This window comes from Pseudomonas sp. TH21 (genome assembly GCF_016651025.1).
GTDB classification, from domain to species: Bacteria; Pseudomonadota; Gammaproteobacteria; order Pseudomonadales; family Pseudomonadaceae; genus Aquipseudomonas; species Aquipseudomonas aylmerensis.
In genome coordinates, this window is the sequence record NZ_JAEKEQ010000001.1 from 3,049,875 (window position 1) to 3,064,493 (window position 14,619).

General features: G+C 59.5%; 12 protein-coding genes. 4 read left to right on the forward strand and 8 right to left on the reverse strand.

Going from position 1 to position 14,619, the window contains the following annotated elements; all coding sequences use genetic code 11:
• Nucleotides 1-46: 46 nt before the first annotated feature.
• Together JFU04_RS13365 and JFU04_RS13370 are read right to left on the reverse strand one after the other, a co-directional pair.
• Nucleotides 47-526, reverse strand: a complete 480-nt coding sequence (locus JFU04_RS13365; RefSeq protein ID WP_201144298.1) for a nuclear transport factor 2 family protein — start codon at nt 524-526, stop codon at nt 47-49.
• A 48-nt stretch (nt 527-574) separates the two neighbouring features.
• On the reverse strand, nt 575-1,138 hold the full coding sequence (locus JFU04_RS13370; RefSeq protein WP_065905015.1) for a TetR/AcrR family transcriptional regulator: 564 nt from the start codon (nt 1,136-1,138) through the stop codon (nt 575-577).
• A 125-nt stretch (nt 1,139-1,263) separates the two neighbouring features.
• Here JFU04_RS13370 and pssA point away from each other — a divergent pair, with 125 nt between their 5' ends.
• The 3 genes from pssA (at nt 1,264) to JFU04_RS13385 (ending at nt 6,274) form a co-directional block, all read left to right on the forward strand.
• Nucleotides 1,264-2,607, forward strand: a complete 1,344-nt coding sequence (gene pssA / locus JFU04_RS13375) for a CDP-diacylglycerol--serine O-phosphatidyltransferase (protein ID WP_120448508.1) — start codon at nt 1,264-1,266, stop codon at nt 2,605-2,607.
• A gap of 209 nt (nt 2,608-2,816) precedes the next feature.
• Complete coding sequence (locus JFU04_RS13380; protein ID WP_201144299.1) at nt 2,817-4,592, forward strand: hypothetical protein; 1,776 nt, start codon at nt 2,817-2,819, stop codon at nt 4,590-4,592.
• Nucleotides 4,589-6,274 carry a hypothetical protein gene (locus tag JFU04_RS13385; protein WP_201144301.1) on the forward strand — a complete coding sequence of 562 codons (1,686 nt, stop codon included), beginning with the start codon at nt 4,589-4,591 and terminating at the stop codon, nt 6,272-6,274. Before JFU04_RS13380 ends, JFU04_RS13385 begins: the two co-directional genes overlap by 4 nt.
• Nucleotides 6,275-6,385: 111 nt before the next feature.
• Here the strand turns inward: JFU04_RS13385 and efeO (JFU04_RS13390) are convergent, their stop codons facing one another.
• Genes efeO (JFU04_RS13390) through efeU form a run of 4 tightly spaced genes read right to left on the reverse strand, consistent with a single transcriptional unit; the run spans nt 6,386 to nt 10,608 of the window.
• Nucleotides 6,386-7,204, reverse strand: a complete 819-nt coding sequence (gene efeO, locus JFU04_RS13390) for an iron uptake system protein EfeO (protein ID WP_106804004.1) — start codon at nt 7,202-7,204, stop codon at nt 6,386-6,388.
• A gap of 26 nt (nt 7,205-7,230) precedes the next feature.
• Complete coding sequence (gene efeB, locus JFU04_RS13395; protein ID WP_106804003.1) at nt 7,231-8,535, reverse strand: iron uptake transporter deferrochelatase/peroxidase subunit; 1,305 nt, start codon at nt 8,533-8,535, stop codon at nt 7,231-7,233.
• A 14-nt stretch (nt 8,536-8,549) separates the two neighbouring features.
• Nucleotides 8,550-9,752 (reverse strand): iron uptake system protein EfeO, encoded by a 1,203-nt coding sequence (efeO, locus tag JFU04_RS13400; RefSeq protein WP_201144303.1) that lies wholly within the window; start codon nt 9,750-9,752, stop codon nt 8,550-8,552.
• A gap of 10 nt (nt 9,753-9,762) precedes the next feature.
• Nucleotides 9,763-10,608, reverse strand: a complete 846-nt coding sequence (gene efeU / locus JFU04_RS13405) for an iron uptake transporter permease EfeU (protein ID WP_120448511.1) — start codon at nt 10,606-10,608, stop codon at nt 9,763-9,765.
• A 168-nt stretch (nt 10,609-10,776) separates the two neighbouring features.
• On the opposite strand from efeU, the gene JFU04_RS13410 reads away from it, so the two are divergent.
• Entirely contained in the window at nt 10,777-11,793 is a 1,017-nt protein-coding gene (locus JFU04_RS13410; RefSeq protein WP_201144305.1) for an AraC family transcriptional regulator, read from the forward strand.
• Between the two features lie 12 nt (nt 11,794-11,805).
• Here the strand turns inward: JFU04_RS13410 and JFU04_RS13415 are convergent, their stop codons facing one another.
• A complete protein-coding gene (locus tag JFU04_RS13415) occupies nt 11,806-13,026 on the reverse strand; it encodes an MFS transporter (protein WP_201144307.1) in 1,221 nt (406 codons plus the stop codon).
• Entirely contained in the window at nt 13,023-14,615 is a 1,593-nt protein-coding gene (locus JFU04_RS13420) for a carbamoyltransferase C-terminal domain-containing protein (RefSeq protein ID WP_201144309.1), read from the reverse strand. The genes JFU04_RS13415 and JFU04_RS13420 overlap by 4 nt, the downstream gene beginning before the upstream one ends.
• Nucleotides 14,616-14,619: the final 4 nt, after the last annotated feature.

The following is a 14,619-nucleotide window of genomic DNA, read 5'->3' on the forward strand; positions in this document are numbered from 1 at the left end:
TCGCCTTCGCGAGCAAGCCCGCTCCCACAGGTGGGCAGCGTCGGGCCTACAACCCAAGCTCCGATAACCCCGGATGCTCATCCGGGCGCCGGCCCAGCGGCCAGTGGAACTTGCGCTCGCTTGCCTTGATCGGCAGGTCATTGATGCAGGCAAAACGGTTGGCCATCAGGCCGTTTTCGTCGAACTCCCAGTTCTCGTTGCCGTAGGAGCGGAACCAGTTGCCCGAGTTGTCGTGCCATTCATAGGCATAGCGCACGGCGATGCGGTTATCAGTAAAAGCCCACAGTTCCTTGATCAGCCGATACTCCAGCTCCTTGGCCCATTTGCGCGTGAGAAAAGCCTGGGCTTCCTCGCGGTTGTGCACGAACTCGGCGCGGTTACGCCATTGGGTGTCCGGCGTGTAGGCCAGCGACACGCGTTGCGGGTCCCGGGAGTTCCAGCCGTCTTCAGCCAGGCGCACCTTTTCGATGGCCGAGGCATGGGTGAACGGTGGCAACGGTGGGCGTGATTCTGCGGCAGAAGACATGGGGGCAGCTCCTTGGACGGATTGATCGAAAGTGGCGGACCTGGGGGATTAAAGCCCGAGTAACGTTCGCGCCATGCAGCGCGCGTTATCGGCAGCCGTTGAATCGCCCATGACCAATGCCACGGTAATGGCGCCATCGATCAGGATCAGCAAGTGCGCGGCCTGCCGTTCGGGGTCGGGGGTGCCATGTGCTTCACACAGTTCAAGTACGTACTCGAACAGTTTCTGTTTGTGCGCTTTGGCCAGCAGGCGGACCGGGTCTTGCGGGTCGCCGGTTTCGCCACTGGTATTGATAAAGGCGCAACCGCGAAAGTCCGCCGAGCCGAACCAGGTTTCAAGCGCGCTGAACACGGCCAGCAGGCGTTCGCCGCTGCCCTCGGTACGTTCCACTTCAGTGCGCAACCAGTGCATCCAGCGCTCATCGCGGCGGTGCAGGGCGGCAATGACAAGTTCATCTTTATTGGCGAAGTAACGGTAAATACTTTTGCGCGAGACCCCGGCGGTTTTCACCAGCAAGTCCATGCCCGTGGCGGCGATGCCATGGCGATAGATCAACTTCTCGGTGACGTCGAGGATAATATCGCGGGTATCATTGCGCAGTGAGTCGTTCATGTGACGGACAGTAGAACGATCGTTCTTCTTGGTCAATTAAATTTTTTCCATCGGCGACGACGAGACCTGAGCACCCCCATGGTGTAAGCTCGGGGCCTCTTCGGATTCGACCCATTGCGAGCCTTATGCCGTCGTTCTTCAAACGCTCCCTGTTGCCCAAACTGCGCGGTTTTCCTCTCTCTCCCGACGCTATCGACGTGCTGTCCGGCGCGGACGCCTTCCGCCGCTGCCTGCTGGAACAGATCCCCCGGGCCACCCGGCGTATCTACATCGTCGCGCTGTATTTGCAGCAGGACGAAGCGGGGCAGGAAATCTACGACGCCCTGCACGCCGCCAAGGCGGCGCGGCCGGAATTGGACATCGTGGTGGTGGTTGACTGGCTGCGCGCGCAGCGCGGGCTGATCGGCGCCGGCAAACAACCGGGCAACAGCGCCTGGTACCAGGCCATGACCCAAAGCCACAGCAGCGAAGTACCGGTGTACGGCGTGCCGGTGCAAACCCGCGAACTGTTCGGTGTGTTGCACCTCAAGGGCTTTGTGATCGACGACAGCGTGCTGTACAGCGGCGCCAGCCTCAACAACGTGTACCTGCACAAGTTCGACAAATACCGCTTCGACCGCTACCACCTGATCCACAGCCAACCGCTGGCCGACTCCATGCAACATCTGGTGGAGCATGGCTTGGTGGCGTCCAAGGCCGTGCATCGCCTGGACCTGCCGAACCCGCCGACGACGCGCAGCCTGCGCAACGACATCGGCGACCTGCGCAGCCGTCTCAAACACGCGGCCTACGACACCACGGCGGGGCAATTGCCCAATGGCCACCTGTCTGTCAGCCCGCTGTTGGGGGTGGGCAAGAACAACCCACTGAACCGGGTGATTCTCGAGCTGATCGCCAGCGCCCAGCATCAACTGACCATCTGCACGCCGTACTTCAACCTGCCTTTGCCGGTCACCCGGGAAATCAACCGTGCGTTGGCGCGCGGGGTCAAGGTCGACATTATCGTGGGCGACAAGACCGCCAACGATTTCTACATTCCGCCGAGCGAGCCATTCAAGGTGATCTCGGCCCTGCCTTACCTGTATGAAATCAGCCTGCGCCGTTTCGCCAAGCGCCATCAGCCGATGATCGACAGCGGCCAATTGAACCTGCACCTGTGGCGAGACGGCGATAACACCTACCACCTCAAGGGCATGTGGATCGACCAGCGCTACACCTTGCTCACCGGCAACAACCTCAACCCACGGGCCTTCCGTCTCGACCTGGAAAACGCCTTGCTGCTCGACGACCCGCAAGGCCAGTGGCTCGGCCCACGGCGGACCGAACTGGCGCAGATTTTCCAGCACACCACGCGGATCGAGCGTTATCAGGATCTGCAGACACTGGTGGATTATCCGGAAGCGGTGGGCAAGTTTTTGCGTCGCGTCAGCCGCGTGCGGATCGAGCGGTTGTTGTACCGAATCCTGTAGGCCTGCGCTGAAATCATCAGCAATGCACAGGTAAAGGGCATCGGATAGCGCTTACAGTCAGCTAGCGCGTAGCTTCCCTACAGTGGCTCTCACCGTTCACGGATGGGCGGACCTGGTCCTTATGGCCGTATCCGAGAGAGCCCTGTCCTATGCTGATGTCGCTGAGCAATCCTCTTCCCATTCCTCACGCTGCGCTGCCTCCGAGCGCAGTGACTGCTGCACCTGAGCCCGCCTGGGCTCAACCCTCCAGCCCTCGCCGGCGGCGCGCCGCTGTCGCGCAGCCGCCCATACCCGATGACAAGTGGACGCGATTACCCGCCCAGGATCGCGGCCGTGCCGCCGCTGTCGACGCCCAGTTGGCTGAGCGCATCGCTGCCGCTGAAATCAGCGGCCACACCTTGGTCGAGGTGCCGCCGGACAGCCGCCCGGGCCCTGCGCTGCGCGTGTACCAGCAGTTGCTCAATCGCCCACTGTTGCAGCAATGGATGGTCGAGCAGCGCCTTGAACCGGCAACCCTGACGTTCCACCGTGACCATGTCGAGGGCTATGCCGACCATGAGGGCGTGCGCAGCGCAGTCCGCTTCAGCCTGACCGACAACTCCGGTTGGAACGAGGTTTCGCGCACCTTGCGGCCGCTTCGCGAACTGCTCGACCCTACCGACCAGGGGCTGCCTTTTATCGGGAAAGACGACGCGCTATGGCTGCCGCACCCATTGGTCAGCCACGTCAACGCAGGTGCCCTTGAGCAGACGTGGCAGGTGATCGGCGAACTGGAGGAGCGCGATGACCTGGCCGATCGCCTTGAAGCCGAGCTTGAGCATCTGCCGCCGGCAGCGCGCACGGACTGGTCGAGCCATGCCAGCGAAGTCGCACCGGCCTCGGCCTTGCCGCGGAACAGCGAGGCTGCCATGCAGCGCTTGCAGCAGTTCGTCGCGCGCGCAGACATGACCCGCCTGTTTGAGCGCGAAGGTGTCGCCTGGCCGGACGCGCTGTTTCGAGTGTCTGAGGGCCGCCTGGAATGCCTGAGCCCGGTCGGCGGCTGGTTGGACTTGACCCACCACATCGACGCAGAGCGCGCATTGGGCGAGGAACTCAAGGCGCTGACCGCACTCAGCGTGCCGTTGGGCAATAGCGTGTATTCGACGCCCCGTCAGGATATTCGCCAACTGCTGGATATGAAGGGGCTGGGCTCGCCGCGCAACGTGGAAGAAACCCACAATGTGATTGCCTGGCTACGCACTTCTTTGCCGACGCCGCCACCCCTGGGGGACTACGGCGCCTTGCTCACGCAGCCATGGACGCCCGGCGCCCTGACCGAGCAGGACCGGCAAAATGTGAGTGCGATGGCCCGTACCCGCCTGGGCGGCGCGCAGTTTCGTGCACTGTCGAATGTCACGCTGCAAGCGCTGCAGGCGGATCCGCAGGCCCACCTGGACAGGCTGCTCGACAGCCCGGACGCCTTGGCATTCGCCGAACAGCTGGCCAGCGCGCTGCAGTGGCCGGTCGGTCCAGGCGGTGCCGTGGCGTTGCCCAAGGTGTTGCGCCAACAGTTGGTGATTGCCGCGATCAAGCTGCAGGTCGACCCCGCGATGCCCGGCAAGCCTGGCGAGGTCGGCGGTTATTCGATCTACCAGCCCTCGAACATGGGCCGCAGTTTCAGCGCCGTGCGCCGTGATATCGAGCTTCATCTGCAGCACAAAGGTCTGGACCCCAAGCTGGCGGTCGTGGCGACCCAGCTCTGCCTGGCCCAGGCAGCGCCGGAAATGCTGGTGCACGATGTGCCGGAATCGGTGCACCTCGGCACCCCGGCCTGGATGGAATTGCGCCTGGGCTGCGCACTGGCCGATCACCACGCGCCGGGGACGTCGAGAAGGATGAACGAGCAACAGGTCAGTGCCCTGACCACGCTGGCGCCCACCAGCGACGAGCAGGCCACGCTGATGCAACTCAATGCGCTGAAGATCCTCGCGGACTGGGGGTGTTGAACGGCAGCGTCAGGCAGCGCAGTGACGGTGAATACTCGCAGGCGGATATCGAGGACGCCGCGCGGGCATTTTTCCAACAGCGGGAAGAGGCCGCCGGCGCCTTCACGCGTGCGAGCGCGCCGCTGCCGACGCGCAGGGCCCTGGCCGTCAAGGAGCTGCTGCGTGTGTTTCCTGGCACCACCCCGGCCGAGCTGGAAAACCTCAGTGTGCAACTGGCCAGCGCCGAGGACCGGCGCAACCTGCCGATCTCGGAGCCGCGCACCCGCTCGTTGGTCGAAACCTACATGACGGGCGACCTCACGCCGGGCAAATGGGTGCTCGGCGAAGACATGCCCGCATCGCCGCCTGCGGCCAAGACACCTTACCAGCCCGCCAGCACACCGCAGATTCCCGAAGCGGCGCGCACCCGGCTCGACACGCTTATTCGTCGCCTGCCTGAACTCGACGGGGCGCTGAAGACTTCAGTCGGCCAGCATCAGTATCAGCTTCAGCAGGCCTATGCCATCAAGCTCAAGCTGATGCTGGCCGAATTGCCGCTGGATGATCGAAGGTTGCTGGAACTGGGCAAGGTCGAGCTGTTCACCTTGCGTGCCGAAACCGGTGTGACCGAACACAGCGAAACCGCAGCGCTGAGACTCGCGCGCAGGGCGCGACAAGGCACCTTGATGCGTGTGGAGCATGGACCCGAGGTGGTGTATTTCGAGCTGTTCGCCCAGGGCAAGATCATCAAGCGCACGGATTTGCCCAAGACCATCGAGCTGGATGGCGTCATTCGTCGTGAGCGCTATCCATCTCCGCGTGGCTTTGTGTATTTGCCGGTGGTGCGCGGTACGCAGATGTCTCTCGATCTCGAGGCCTATGCCGGCGGCGCTCCGACAGGACCCAATGTGAAGCCCTCGACGGTCATCGTGGAGCGGTTGGGACCTCAGTTTCCTGCGCGCGAATTGCCCGCCAACCATACGGCGCAATCCTACGTGCCGGACACTTATGCCTCACGAAAGACGCAAAGCATTGCCGACAGGATTGCCCAGGACAATTTTTACCAATCCACCGAGTCGATGTTGCAACGCGCAAGCGAACCGCTGCCACTGGAGCGACGCCGCGAAGAGCGGGCCCGCGAGCATGCATTTCTGTTGGGGTTCGTACCCTTCGTGGGCGCGTATCAGGAGTTCAAGCAAGGCAATATCGGTGCCGGCCTGGCTAACCTGGCGCTGGATGTTGTCGGCGTGGCCATTGGCGCGGGCGGGCAAGCGCGTGGGCTGATCCGCTCGGCCAAGGCCCTGGTGCCGAGTCGGCTGGCCACGCGGTTCAAGCCTGCTGCTGTAACGTTGGCGCCGTTAAAGTCTGCAGCAAGCTTCAGCGATCGTGCGTTCGACTTCGTCCGGCAGTCCGCTTTGTTCAGCAGTGCGGCGCTGAATCCGTTGGATGGTTACCCGCAGTTGATCAATGCCGCGATCAAGGGAGTGGTGAAGTTGCCGGTATTGCTGGCCGGGGGCGCGTTGAAGTGGGGCAAGGTGATGCCGCATATGGTCACGGCCGAGGAGAAGTTGCGCGCCTATTTACTCATCGCTGCCGGGCAGGCGAGCAGTACTGAAGCATCTGGCGGCATGCCGACAGCGGGAAGGGCTGGGCGCTATGAGGCGGTGGACGTGCACGCGGCACCCTACAATGGCCGCTGGTAGGTGATTGACCCGCGCAGTGGCAAACCTTTCGGCACACCACTGAACGGGTTCCAGCCGGCCCGTTGAGCCGCCGACCTCCCGCGCCCGGCGCGGGAGGTCAGGTGCGCCTGATCAGTTCAGGCCCAGCTTGCCGCGCAGGGTCGACAGGTCTTCGGCCAGGGTGTTGACCGGGCCAACCAGCGCCTTGCGATCGTTTTCCTTGACCTTGTCATAGGTTTCAAAGCCGCCGTCCTTGGTCTTGTACTTGGCCAGGATCTTGTCCACGGTGGCGAAGTTCTTGTCGACCTTGGCCAGGAACGCCTTGTCCTGCTTCTCGATCTGGCCACGGAACAGGTCGACGATTTTCTTCGCGCCGTCGATGTTGCCCTGGAAGTCGTAGAGGTCGGTGTGGCTGTAGCGGTCTTCTTCGCCGGAGATCTTGGTCGCGGCGACTTCTTCCAGCAGCGCTGCGGCGCCGCCGACGACTTTTTCCGGTGGGAAGGTCAGGCCATCGACGCGGGTCTTGAGATCATTGACGTCGGTGTTGAGCTTGGCGGTCAGCGTCTCCAGGCCCTTGGTGGTGTTCTGCGAGAACAGCACGTACTCGATGCGGTGGAAACCGGTGAAGTCTTCGGCCGTCACGCCTTTCTCGTGGTCGTCGACACGGGAGTCGATCGAGGCATCCAGGTCACTGAACAGCTCGGCGATCGGCTCGATGGACTCATAATGCACACGGGTCGGTGCATAGAGCTTCTTGGCGGTGGCCAGGTCGCCCTTGTTGATGGCGTCGGTGAACGCCTGGGTCTGGGTCACCAGCTCGCCGATTTCTTCGGTGACGTAGATCTTGTAGTCCGAAACCGGGCCTACCAGGTCCAACGGCGCCGTGGCGGCGAAGGCTGCCAGCGGCGAGAGGGTCATAAACAACGACAACGCGAGGGTCGACTTCTTCATGGGACGGTTTCCGCTCTGGGTTTGTTTTAGGTGTTGGCAGTGGTTTGAGGATGCGTTGCAGCGAGCAGCGTGCGCCCAATGAAATCCTTGGGCCCGGTGACGCCTGGCAAGGTGAAGAAATACCCGCCGCCGACCGGCTTGAGGTACTCCTCCAGGGGCTCGCCGTTGAGCCGGGTTTGCACACTGATAAAACCTTTCTCCAGGTCAGCCTGGTAGCAGATGAACAGCAGCCCCATGTCCAGCTGACCGTTTTTATTGACGCCGTTGGAGTAGTTGAACGGCCGACGCAGGATCAGGTTGGCCTGAGTCTGCGGGGTGCGCGGGTTGGCCAGGCGGATGTGGGCATCGAGCTTGGTCAACTTGCCTTCGGGGTCCTTGCTGTAGTCCGGCACCTGGGTTTCCTGATGGCCGTCCATGGGCGCGCCCGTGGTCTTGACGCGGCCGATGATGCTTTCCTGCTCCTGCAGCGGCGTGCGGTCCCAGCGTTCGACGAAGTTGCGGATGATGCGCACGGCCTGGTAGCTGCCATTCACGGCCCAGGCGGGTTCGTCGCTGCCGGGCTGCACCCAGACGATCTGGTTCATCGCCGTGTCGTCGTTGGAGTTCGGGTTGGCCGAGCCGTCACGGAAACCGAGGAAATTGCGCGCGCTCTGCGCGGGCTCTCCGGGTTTGCTCGGTGCCTGGGGCGGCACGCTGCCTTCCTGCTTCCAGCGCACCAGCAGCAGGTCGGGCAGGTTCTTCACGATATCGCGCAGGGCGTGGATATTGGTGTCCGGGGTGTTCGAGCTGAACTGCAGGCTCAGGTCGCCATGGCACTGCGCCGGTTCCAGCGCATCGTTGGGGAAACCGACCATGCGGCTCAGGCGCTTGGGTTTGGCGGCGGTGAGGCCAAAGCGCTCATCGAACAGCGATTCGCCAACGGACACGGTGATGGTCAGGTTGTCCGGGGTGACCACCGGGCCGAGAATCCCGGAATCGGTGGGCGGCAACTTCGGATCGACTTGCGGCACAGTGCCGCCGGTCATCAGGAAGCTGATGCGCTCATTCAAGGTGCGGAACAGGCGCTCCAGGTCCTCGCGGTCGCTGGCCAATACATCGAATGCCACCAGCATCCCGCAGGCCGGGCGCGGGGTGACGATGCCGCTCTGGTGCTTGCCGAAATAATCGTGGTGGTCCTGGGTCTTGTCACTGCGCGGTGCGGTGGTGACTTGCTCGGCGGCGGCCGCCATGGCCGGGCAGGTCAGGGTACTGCCGGCAATCGCGGCGCCGGTCGCGGCCATGCCCAGCAGGACACGGCGGCGCTGTGCGGAAAATTGTTCTGAATCACTCATGGGTACGTTCGTCTTCACTGCAGGCCGGAGAGGCCAAGGGCTGGGTCAATTCCATCGAGTGCAGCGGCCAGAGCCTTGGCCTTGTCGGCGATCTGCTTGCGCTGATCGGCGGTGACGCTGTCATACGTCGCGTAGCTTTTGTCGACCTTGAAGCCTTGCAACTCGGCATCGAAGGCGGCGAGGGCGCTGTCGACTTTCGGCAGCAAGTCAGCGGCGGATTTGGTCAATAGCGGACGCATCAGCTCGACCACTTTGTGCGCGGCTTCGAGGTTGGCGGCAAAGCCATTCAAGTCGATATGGCTGTAGCGCTCTTCCTCACCGCTGAGGGCGCGCACGTCGGCGAGGCTGTTGAGGTTGCGCACCACGATGCCCACCAGTTGCTCCGGCGGCAGCGACTGGGCCAGCAACTGCTGCTTGAGCGTAGTAACGTCGGTCAGCAGGCGCTGCGCAACAGGGGCCAGGCCCTCGACGGTGCGTTGCTGGAACAGGCTGTATTCGAGGCGGTGGAAGCCGCTGAAGGCCGGGTCCTGTTCGCGCTTTTCGAAGTAATCGGCACGCGCGTTGATGGCGTTGTCCAACTCGGCGAGGCGCTGCGAAGCAGGGGCCAGGCGCTGGTAAGCCTCGCGGGCCGGTACATACAGGGCCTGCGCCTGGGCCAGGTCACCGGCGTCGATTGCCTGCTGCAGGGCGGTCACCGCCTTGACCAGCGCGCTGCCCTGGATGCTCAGGTACACGCGAAACTCCGACAGCGGGCCGATAAACGCCACCATCGACGGCTTGGCCTTGGCCTGGGCATCGGACTCCGCCGTTGGCGTCACATGCAAGGTGCCGCGCGGGTTGCTCAGCAAGCCGCAGGTAATCGCGTAATCGCCGGGCAATAGGTTGGCGTTGATCACCTGGCTCAGGCCCGGCGCAATGTTTTCGCGCTCTTCGACCACCAGCACGCCGTCGAGGATTTCCCATTCCACCGCCCGGTCCGAGCGGTTGATGATGCGAAAGCTCGCACGGCCAGCCGGTACGGTCAGCTCGTTCGGCTCGCAGGCGTGGCCATGAATGGTCACGGCGATTTCATTGTGGTTGGCCTGGCGCTTGCTGGCAGCCAGCTGCGAGGCGTAATAGAACAGGCCGCCGGCGGCGATCATCACGACCACCGAGCCCGCCACGGCCCAGCGCAAGGCGCGGGGTGGCGAAGCCGGTTGAGGAGTTGGGTTGGACAAGAGACGGTCCTTAATGGCTGGAAACGGAAGAGGAGGTGGCGGCAGGCTTGGCCGGTGCCGCAGGCAGGAAGAACATCACCAGGGCCACCACCAGGTAAATCAGGTAGGCGCCCAGCGTGCTGATGGTCGGTGCTTCCTGATAGCCGAACATCCCGGCCAGCACCGAGCCCAGCGGGCTGTCCATCGGCAGCACGGCGCTGAAATCGAACAAGACGGTCTGCCAGTGGTTCCACACGCCGGCTTCGTGCAGGGCCTGCACCGAGTTGGCCAGGATGCCAGCAGCCACCACCAGGATGAACAGGCCGGTCCAGCGGAAGAACGCGCCGAGGTTCAGGCGCATGCTGCCGGAGTAGATCAGGAAGCCGACGACAATCGCCAGGATCAGGCCGAGCAGGGCACCAATCGGAGCGCCCGGGCCTTCGCTCTGCTGGAACACCGCCAGCAGGAAAAACACGGTTTCCAGGCCTTCACGGGCCACGGCAAAAAACACCATCAGGATCAGCGCCGTGACCTGGTGCCTGGAGCCGGCCAGCGCGTGGTCGAGAGATTCATGCAGGGCGTGCTTGATCGAGCGCGCGACCTTGCGCATCCAGAACACCATGGAGCTGAGGATGCCCACGGCGACCAGGCCGACGATGCCTTCGAACAATTCCTGCTGTTTTTGCGGGAATTCGGCGCTGACCAGTTCCAGGCCACCACCCACCAGCAACGCGAGCGCGGCGGCGAGGAAGACGCCGATCCAGACGGCGGGCATCCACTGGCCGCGGCCGGTCTGTTGCAGGTAACTGGCGATGATGCCGACGATCAGCGCGGCTTCAATGCCTTCGCGCAGCATGATGAGAAAAGGAACAAGCATTCGGCACCGCATCATAACTAGATAGGAGGCTAAGTTGTAACATAATGATACTCATTACTAAACAAGGAATATTGACGTTTGCTGAACAGCGGCTGAACGGTGGTGGCGAAGCGCAACCGCCCTTATTATGCAGGCCATCTTGTGCGCGATCGGATTGCCCAACCTCCCATGTCGGAAAAAGACACCATTTCCATCCACCTCGTGCGCGAAGCCTTGTTGCAGAGCTGCGCGCCGGGTGCGGCCAGCGTTGAAGTGCTGAACAAAGTCGGCATCGACCCGGCACTGCTTGACCAGCCCGCTGCACGGGTGTCGGCCACCACCTACGCACGTTTGTGGCGCCTGCTCGCGCGTCGCCTGGACGATGAGTTCTTCGGCATGGACCCACGCAAGCTCAAATCCGGCAGCCTGGCGTTCCTGTGTCGCGCAGCCATGGCGCAAACGAGCCTGGACGCCAGCCTGGAAACCGGCCTGGGGTTTTTATCCTTGATGTTCGAGCAACTGCCCGCCCAGTTGGTGCGCCAGCAAAGCCTGGCCGAGATCGTGCTGTTGGAGCCTGAGGTCGAGCCCAAGCGGGCGTTTACCTACTTCACCTACTGGATGATCGTCCACGGCGTGGCCTGCTGGCTGGCGGGGCGACGCATCCCGATCCTGGCCATCGAACTGCGCTGCCCCCGGCCGGATTTCTGCGATGACTACCAGGTGATGTTTTCCGACAACCTACGGTTTGATCGGCCACGCACCCGCATGATCTTTTCCGCCGACTGCCTCGACCTGCCGATCAAGCGCAGCGCAGAGGAACTCAAACGTTTCCTGGCCCATGCGCCGGCCAACATCCTGGTCAAATACCGCGACCCCGACAGCCTGGCCAACCGCATCAAGCACGACCTGCGCCGAATGCCCCCCGACACCTGGCCGGAAACCGAGGGCCTCGCTATCAGCCTGTGTATCTCTGCATCAACCCTGCGCCGGCGCCTGGCGGAAGAGGGGCAGACCTACCAAGGCCTCAAGGACAGCGTGCGCAAGGAGCTGGCGATTGTCTGGCTGGCAGAACCGCAGATCAGCTTCGCGCAGATTGCCGAGCGGCTGGGGTTTGCCGATACCAGTTCGTTTTATAAGGCGTTTCGTAAATGGAGCGGATCGAATCCGGGGCATTATCGGAGTTTGATTTTGAATGAGTTTAAGTAGCACTGCAGAGCTTCATTTGAGGCCTGCGACGGCTTTTCTGTCGCGCAAATAATAGATTGCGAGTGAAATTGATGCTGTGAACGACGCCGCGAAGGCGGCGGTGAAAAAAGGTGCAGGCCGACCGTATGCTGTTATAAGTAGCGTGCCTATAGCGGGCCCAGTAATAACGCATAGCATTTGAACGCTTCTAAAAGAAGTGGATACCCTGCCGATGCTCTCAGGGGGGCAAAGTTGTTGAAGGATGATGCTTGAAGAAATAATTAATAATTCGTAGCCAAGGCCGTTGATAAACCATGTGGCTGGGTAAAGTATTGATTTGCCAGGTATATCAAAAAGCACTATCGCCGAGGTCATGATTAACGCGGATGAGAAAAAAATCAGCGCGTAGGATCGAAGCAGAATTTCGTTAATACTCTTGAATTTGAACTTTACCAGCAGGGCAGCGCAAACAGCCCCTCCGGCAGTTGCTGAGATAACCTGTGAAAACACGATGGGGGGATAACCTTCATGTGCCAGAAAGGATGCCAGGTGAGGATCATAGATGCCTAAAGCGATCGAGGTAAGTAAGGAATATAAAAATCCAATGCGTAGTTGAAATGGCAATGACTTAAATATTGAGAATCCCCTCAGTAGGTCACGGTACAGGGATAGTGTCGAAATTTCTGATCCCGAAGACTCGGCCCTTGTTGGAATTTTCGCAGAGAGGGATATTAGGAAGGGAAGAGTAATAAGTACAGCGGCAGCGGAAAAAAAGAAGCCGTCTTTAGGGTGAAGAACTATAGTGAGCAGTCCGGCCAACAGCGGTACGGTGATTTTTGATACTTGATCAAATAGACTTGTATAACTGAAAAATGACTTGTGTTCTTTCTGATTGACTAGTTTTCGCACTGCTATTGTCATTGAGGGGAAATATATTAAATTCGACATTCCTTTCAGAATCACCAGCACTAAAAACACATCAAAATTTGGCGAGTAGACGAGCGCAGCAGTGGAAGTGGCACGAAGAAAAGATCCCCATAATAATGTTTTTCTAATGTCTTGCCGGTCAATTAGTGTTCCGACTATTGGTCCCAGAAACAGCATAGGAGCACCCAGGCAAAATGCCAATAGTGCTACCGAGGATGGAGCTATACTCCACAGGTAAACGGGCACAGTAAATATGAGAAAAATATCTAACCATAATGCCAGGCTGGATAACGCTTGGACAACAATAAGCTCATCTGAAGCTTTCATTGTGTTGAGCCGGTTTTTAAAAATAGCGTGTCGTTGAATACGAATCCGTCAAGATCATGTTCAATAGCAAACTGAGAAAGGTCGCTTAATCTGTTTATAAAGCCGCGACTGTTGAAATTCAGTGAGGTGTTACAGAGCACTCCTATACCAGAAATTTTCATATACTCAGTCAACAACTGATGCATGCGCGGATTTTGAGATGCGTTGACCGATTGCGGACGTGCTGACTGATCAACGTGTGTGACAGCAGGTATGATATTCGAAACCACCTTTCGGAACTCTAGCATATAGGGAGAGGGGCGGTCAGGTTGGAAATAATCACCCATATTCTCCTCCAGACAGATGGGTGCAATGGGGCGAAACCCCTCTCTGTTCTTGATTCTGTTCAAACGCACTAGGTTTTGCCGTGGATAAGGTGCCGCTAATATTGATCGATTTCCCAATGCTCGGGGGCCCATTTCACACCTCCCTTGTACCCAGCCCAATATGTAACCGTTGTTGAGCAATTCTGCTACATGGCGAGAGTCATATTTTTCTTGAGTGAAGCTGCCCGGATTCTTAATGTCATCACGTGGTGACTCGCCTGCATAGGGGGACCACGTGATCTTTGCAATCCCTTTAGTGTGCAGTAAAGCATCAATCGCGGTACCTATTGCAGACCCGCTATCGTTTGCGCACGGAGGGACAAATACATCAGAGAAGAGCGCTGTTTCGATCCACTTGCTATTCCAGTTGCAGTTCAGCCCGCAACCACCTGCAATCAATAGAGGGATCTTGTCAGGCACTACATTTTTTATTGCAAACTGATGAAATATTTCAAACACCGCATTCGAAAAATGAAAGGCAAGAGAAGCGAATCTGGAGTCTTCAAGTCCTATATTGTAATATGGACTATTTTTAAATTGATCCTTTCTGACTTTTCTAAAGTCTAAATTCTTGTCTAGTAGATATTCAATAATGTATTGCCCTTCTATGTCTATTTCAGTCGCTTCACCGTAAGCAGCAAGTGCCATTAGCTTACCTGCATCGCTCAGGCGGATTTGGCCCGGCCCGAGGTTGAAAGCGGGGTCGGCGAGGCCGTATAAAAATGCAAATCTATCCCCAGGATTGTCGATGACTCGCCCCAGGCAGGTAATGTTTATATCCTCATCTATCCAATAAAACGCTCCAAAATGGCCCTCCCAAAGTAGCGCGTAGCAGGGTTGACCTTGAGGGAATGGAGAGAGGCCGTAAGCGCATAAAAGATGAGAGCGTTCGTGTGAAGACGAGAAGTAAGTTATATCTTGACCCAACAGGCTATGTTGATGAAGTATGATCTTATCAAGTCCAGAGTAACCTGCACCAATTGCATCGCACCCAGCGGCCGTCGCTCTACTCCATCCACTGTGCGCAATAACGTCCGGTGGCCCATCGATCATACTCATGACTTTTAGCAGCATATCAGGGGTTATGCTTGAAAAACGTAGCCCATTGTCTTTTTCTGCCTCAATACAAAACTTTAAACGGTAGCCCTCAATTAAGGCTATTGCTCCATCGTGACCATCTTTGATGCCGAGAATTGCGATGCCTTCACTTTGAGAACCTTTCATCTGT